Here is a 3,697-nt window from a genome sequence, read left to right as displayed (position 1 = left end):
ATCCCGGTAGTATCGCCGGAGCAGCCCGGCCGCGGCGTCGGCGCCGTCCGCCGCGGTGGCGAAGCCGGTATGCCCCTCGGCGTCGGCACCGATCTCGCCCGACCAGCGCGCGCTCTTGATGCACCAGGATCTGCCGCACCCGGTCGCCGTCGCCGATCACCAGGCCCGGCACGCCGTCGGCGACGTCGAGGGCGATCTCGATGCCCTTGTCCTGGGCGCGCGGCGCCAGCAGCTCGACCACCGCCTCGGCGGTGGCGGAGACATCGAACGGCTCGGCGGCGAGGTCGATGCGGCCGGCCTCGATGCGGGAGAAGTCGAGGATGCCGTCGATCAGCGCCAGCAGCGCCTGCCCGCTGGTGCGCACCGCCTGGACGTAGGTGCGCTGCTCGCCGTCGAGGCTCGTGTCGAGGACGAGGTCGGCCATGCCGAGGATGCCGTTGAGCGGCGTGCGGAACTCGTGGCTGACGGTGGCGAGGAAGCGCGATTTGGCGACGCTAGCCGATTCGGCGCGCGACAGCGCCACGTCGAGGGCGCGGGCCGATTCGACCCGGCCGGTGACGTCGCGGCCGGCCCGCAGCCACTGGATCGGCTCGGATCCGCGGGCGACGGGCACCTCGACGAAGGCGAACCAGCGCGGCACGCCGTCGGCCGGCATCACCCGCGCCTCGCTCCGGCGCACGCCGTCCGGGCCGGTCTCGGCGCCGGCGGTCTCGAGCACCTGGAGATCGAGGGTCGCGCCGATCATCGCGAGCGGCGTCCGGTCGAACAGCGCGGCGTAGCCTTCGTTGGCGAAGGTGATGCGGCCGGCCGCGTCGCGCTGGACGATCACGTCGGTCGTGGCCTCGACCAGGGCGCGGTAGCGGTCCTCGCTCTCGGAGACCTGCCAGATCCGGTCGTGGAGGTCTTCGGCGTCGTCCAGGGCGCCCGCCCGCCCGCGCCGCGCCCAGGCGAAGGCGAGGCTGGCGATGGCGACGAGGAGCGCGAGCGCGACGACGAGGTCCCTGGGGTCCATGCGGATCTCCCCCGGCGTGACGCGTCCGGGCGGAGCGACCATCGCAGCAGAGGCTGAACGATGGGTTTGCAAGGGCGCTTAACCGGAGGTTGCGCCAATGGACGCGAGACCGCGTCAGCCCCCCGGGAAATCCGCCCCGAGGCTGGTCTCGCGCCAGGCCTTGATCTCGGCGAGCCGCGCCTTCAGCTTCGCGGTCACCGCATCGTAGCCCCAGGCGCCGAGGACGAGGTGGCGCGGCGGATCTTCGATCTCGGCGACATGGATCATCGCCTCCGCGGCGCGGGCCGGATCGCCGGCCTGGGTGCCGCTCTTCTCGGACGTCGCCGTGAGGCGGGCGCCGGCGGTCTCGGCGTAATCGGCGATCGCGCTCGGCGTCTGCTTCAGCGAGCGCCCGGCCCAGTCTGTGCGGAACGGGCCCGGCTCGATGCAGGTCACCTTGATGCCGAGCGGCGCGGTCTCGGCGGCGAGCGCGTCCGACCAGCCCTCGACCGCGTGCTTGCTCGCCGAATAGTAGCCGGACGCGGGAAACCCGATGAAGCCGGCCACCGAGGTGATGTTGAGGATGCGGCCGCTGCGCCGCGCCCGCATCCCGGGCAGCACCGCGCGGGTCAGCGCGAACAGGCCGAACACGTTGGCGTCGAACTGCGCGCGGATCTCGGCCTCGACCCCCTCCTCCACCGAGGCCTGGTAGCCGTAGCCGGCATTGTTCACGAGCACGTCGACCTGGCCGAACGCCGCGTGGGCGGCTGCGACCGCGGCGTCGACCTGGCCCTGGTCGGTGACGTCGAGGGCGAGCGCGAGGGCGCGGTCGCCGGACGATTCGGCGAGGTCGGCGACGCGGCCGAGGTCGCGGGCCGTCACCACCGCGCGCCAGCCGCGGGCGAGCACGGCGCGGGCGAGGTCGCGGCCGAAGCCGGTGGAGCAGCCGGTGATGAACCAGACGGGGGTGGTCATGGAAGCCATGCGGAGCGTCCCGTGCGCCCTGAGAACCGGGGCGATGCGTGAGGGGGTCGCGGGTCCGGCAGGGGCCGGGACACGCTGCGTCGTCACGCAGATAGGACGCGCCGACGCTCCGGCGACGGGGGAACCGTCGCCGGAGCGGAGGTCGGGCGGGCCTTGCGGCGCGGGATCACTGCACGGCGTAGCGGGCGTGGCCCTCGATGGCGCCGGCATGGTGCTGCACCGGCACCTGGGCCTGGCCGACGAAGTAGGCCTCGACCATCTCGCGCACGACCTCGGCGAGGTCCTCGGCGCGGGCGACGTCGAGCTGCAGGTCGCTGCCGACCGAGCGGCCGAGGCTCGCGGCGCAATGGGTCTTGGCGACGAGCTTCTCGGCGTAGGTCTGGCCGATGCCGGAAACCGAGATCAGGTTGCGGCCGCCGAGCTCGGGGCCGTACTTGATCACGATCCGCTGCTCGGGCTGCGAGGTGCCGCTGAGGACCGCGCGCAGCGTGACGAAGTCTTCCTTGTCGATCGCGCAATCCAGGCCGGTGATGCTGCCGTGCACGTTGTCGCGCTCGTCGAGCACCTCGGACATCAGGGTCAGGACGCCGAGCACCGGCTGGAGCGCGCGCGCGCCCTCGGCGAGCAGACGGCTGCGGAAGCCGTTCTCGCGGGCCTCGGAGGCCTCGAGGCTGGCGTGGAAGCGGTTCTTGATCTCGGAAGGATTGGTCATGGCGTGTCCTCGGATTCGATTGTCGATCTTTGGCGACCGTGATTCGAGACCTAGGGTTTTTCTTGATCTGCCACAATAGTGTGCAAAGTATTCCCGCCTGCCTGCACAATAGGCGGCTGGCGCGCGAACGTCCATGCCCGCTTTCGAGGCATGCGCACCCGGCCGCCTCGCGCACGCGAGGACGGGCCGCCAAACCGCCTCCGCTTCACGGGCCGCCGCCGATGGTGTAGGCGCGGCACCAATCCCTCGGGCGATCCCGTCCGCCAACCCTCGATCGCTCCTCGATCCCTTCGCGATCTCCTTCTTCGACACCAGGAACGGACAGGCACCATGGCCGCCCGCATCGACGCCACCTTCGCCCGCTGCCGCGCGGAAGGCCGCGCCGCCCTCGTGACCTACGTGATGGCGGGCGATCCCGATCCCGAGACCTCGCTGAAGGTGCTGGAGGCGCTGCCGGCGTCGGGCGCCGACATCGTCGAGTTCGGCCTTCCCTTCACCGACCCGATGGCCGACGGCCCGGCGATCCAGGCCGCGGGCCTGCGGGCGCTCAAGGCCGGCCAGGGCGTGGCGAAGACGCTCGACCTCGTGCGCCGGTTCCGCGCCGGCAACGCCGAGACGCCGGTGATCCTGATGGGATACTTCAACCCGATCCACACCTACGGCGTCGCGCGCTTCCTCAACGACGCGTCGGCGGCCGGCATCGACGGGCTGATCGTGGTCGACCTGCCGCCGGAGGAGGACGACGAGCTCTGCCTGCCGGCTTTGGCCAAGGGCCTCGCCTTCATCCGGCTGGCGACGCCGACCACCGACGAGCGCCGCCTGCCGGCCGTGCTCGCGAACACCGCGGGCTTCGTCTACTACGTGTCGATTAACGGCATCACCGGGACGGCGACGCCGGATTTCGCCGCGGTCGGCACCGCGGTCGGGCGCATCCGCCGCCACACGGCCTTGCCGGTGGTGGTCGGCTTCGGCGTGAGGACCGGGGCGCATGCCGCGGCCATCGCCAAGGG

Annotated in this window: 4 protein-coding genes; 1 reads left to right on the top strand and 3 read right to left on the bottom strand. The window is 72.2% G+C overall.

The window, feature by feature from the left end; all coding sequences use genetic code 11:
- The 3 genes from FV223_RS22610 to FV223_RS22600 all read right to left on the bottom strand — a co-directional run.
- Positions 1-1,012, bottom strand: a 1,012-nt coding sequence (locus tag FV223_RS22610) for a histidine kinase dimerization/phospho-acceptor domain-containing protein (RefSeq protein ID WP_147729096.1), incomplete at its 3' end; no start/stop codon positions are given.
- A gap of 114 nt (positions 1,013-1,126) precedes the next feature.
- Positions 1,127-1,975 carry an oxidoreductase gene (locus FV223_RS22605; RefSeq protein ID WP_147729095.1) on the bottom strand — a complete coding sequence of 283 codons (849 nt, stop codon included), beginning with the start codon at positions 1,973-1,975 and terminating at the stop codon, positions 1,127-1,129.
- A gap of 166 nt (positions 1,976-2,141) precedes the next feature.
- Positions 2,142-2,687, bottom strand: a complete 546-nt coding sequence (locus tag FV223_RS22600; protein WP_147729094.1) for a hypothetical protein — start codon at positions 2,685-2,687, stop codon at positions 2,142-2,144.
- A gap of 330 nt (positions 2,688-3,017) precedes the next feature.
- On the opposite strand from FV223_RS22600, the gene trpA reads away from it, so the two are divergent.
- Positions 3,018-3,697 (top strand): tryptophan synthase subunit alpha (gene trpA / locus FV223_RS22595; RefSeq protein ID WP_147729093.1); only part of this gene is annotated, 680 nt, incomplete at its 3' end.

Origin of the sequence: Methylobacterium sp. WL116, from assembly GCF_008039455.1 — a bacterium.
In the GTDB taxonomy this organism is placed as follows: Bacteria; Pseudomonadota; Alphaproteobacteria; order Rhizobiales; family Beijerinckiaceae; genus Methylobacterium.
The sequence above is the reverse complement of the archived record's forward strand: the minus strand, read 5'-3'. Positions and strand labels throughout refer to the sequence as shown.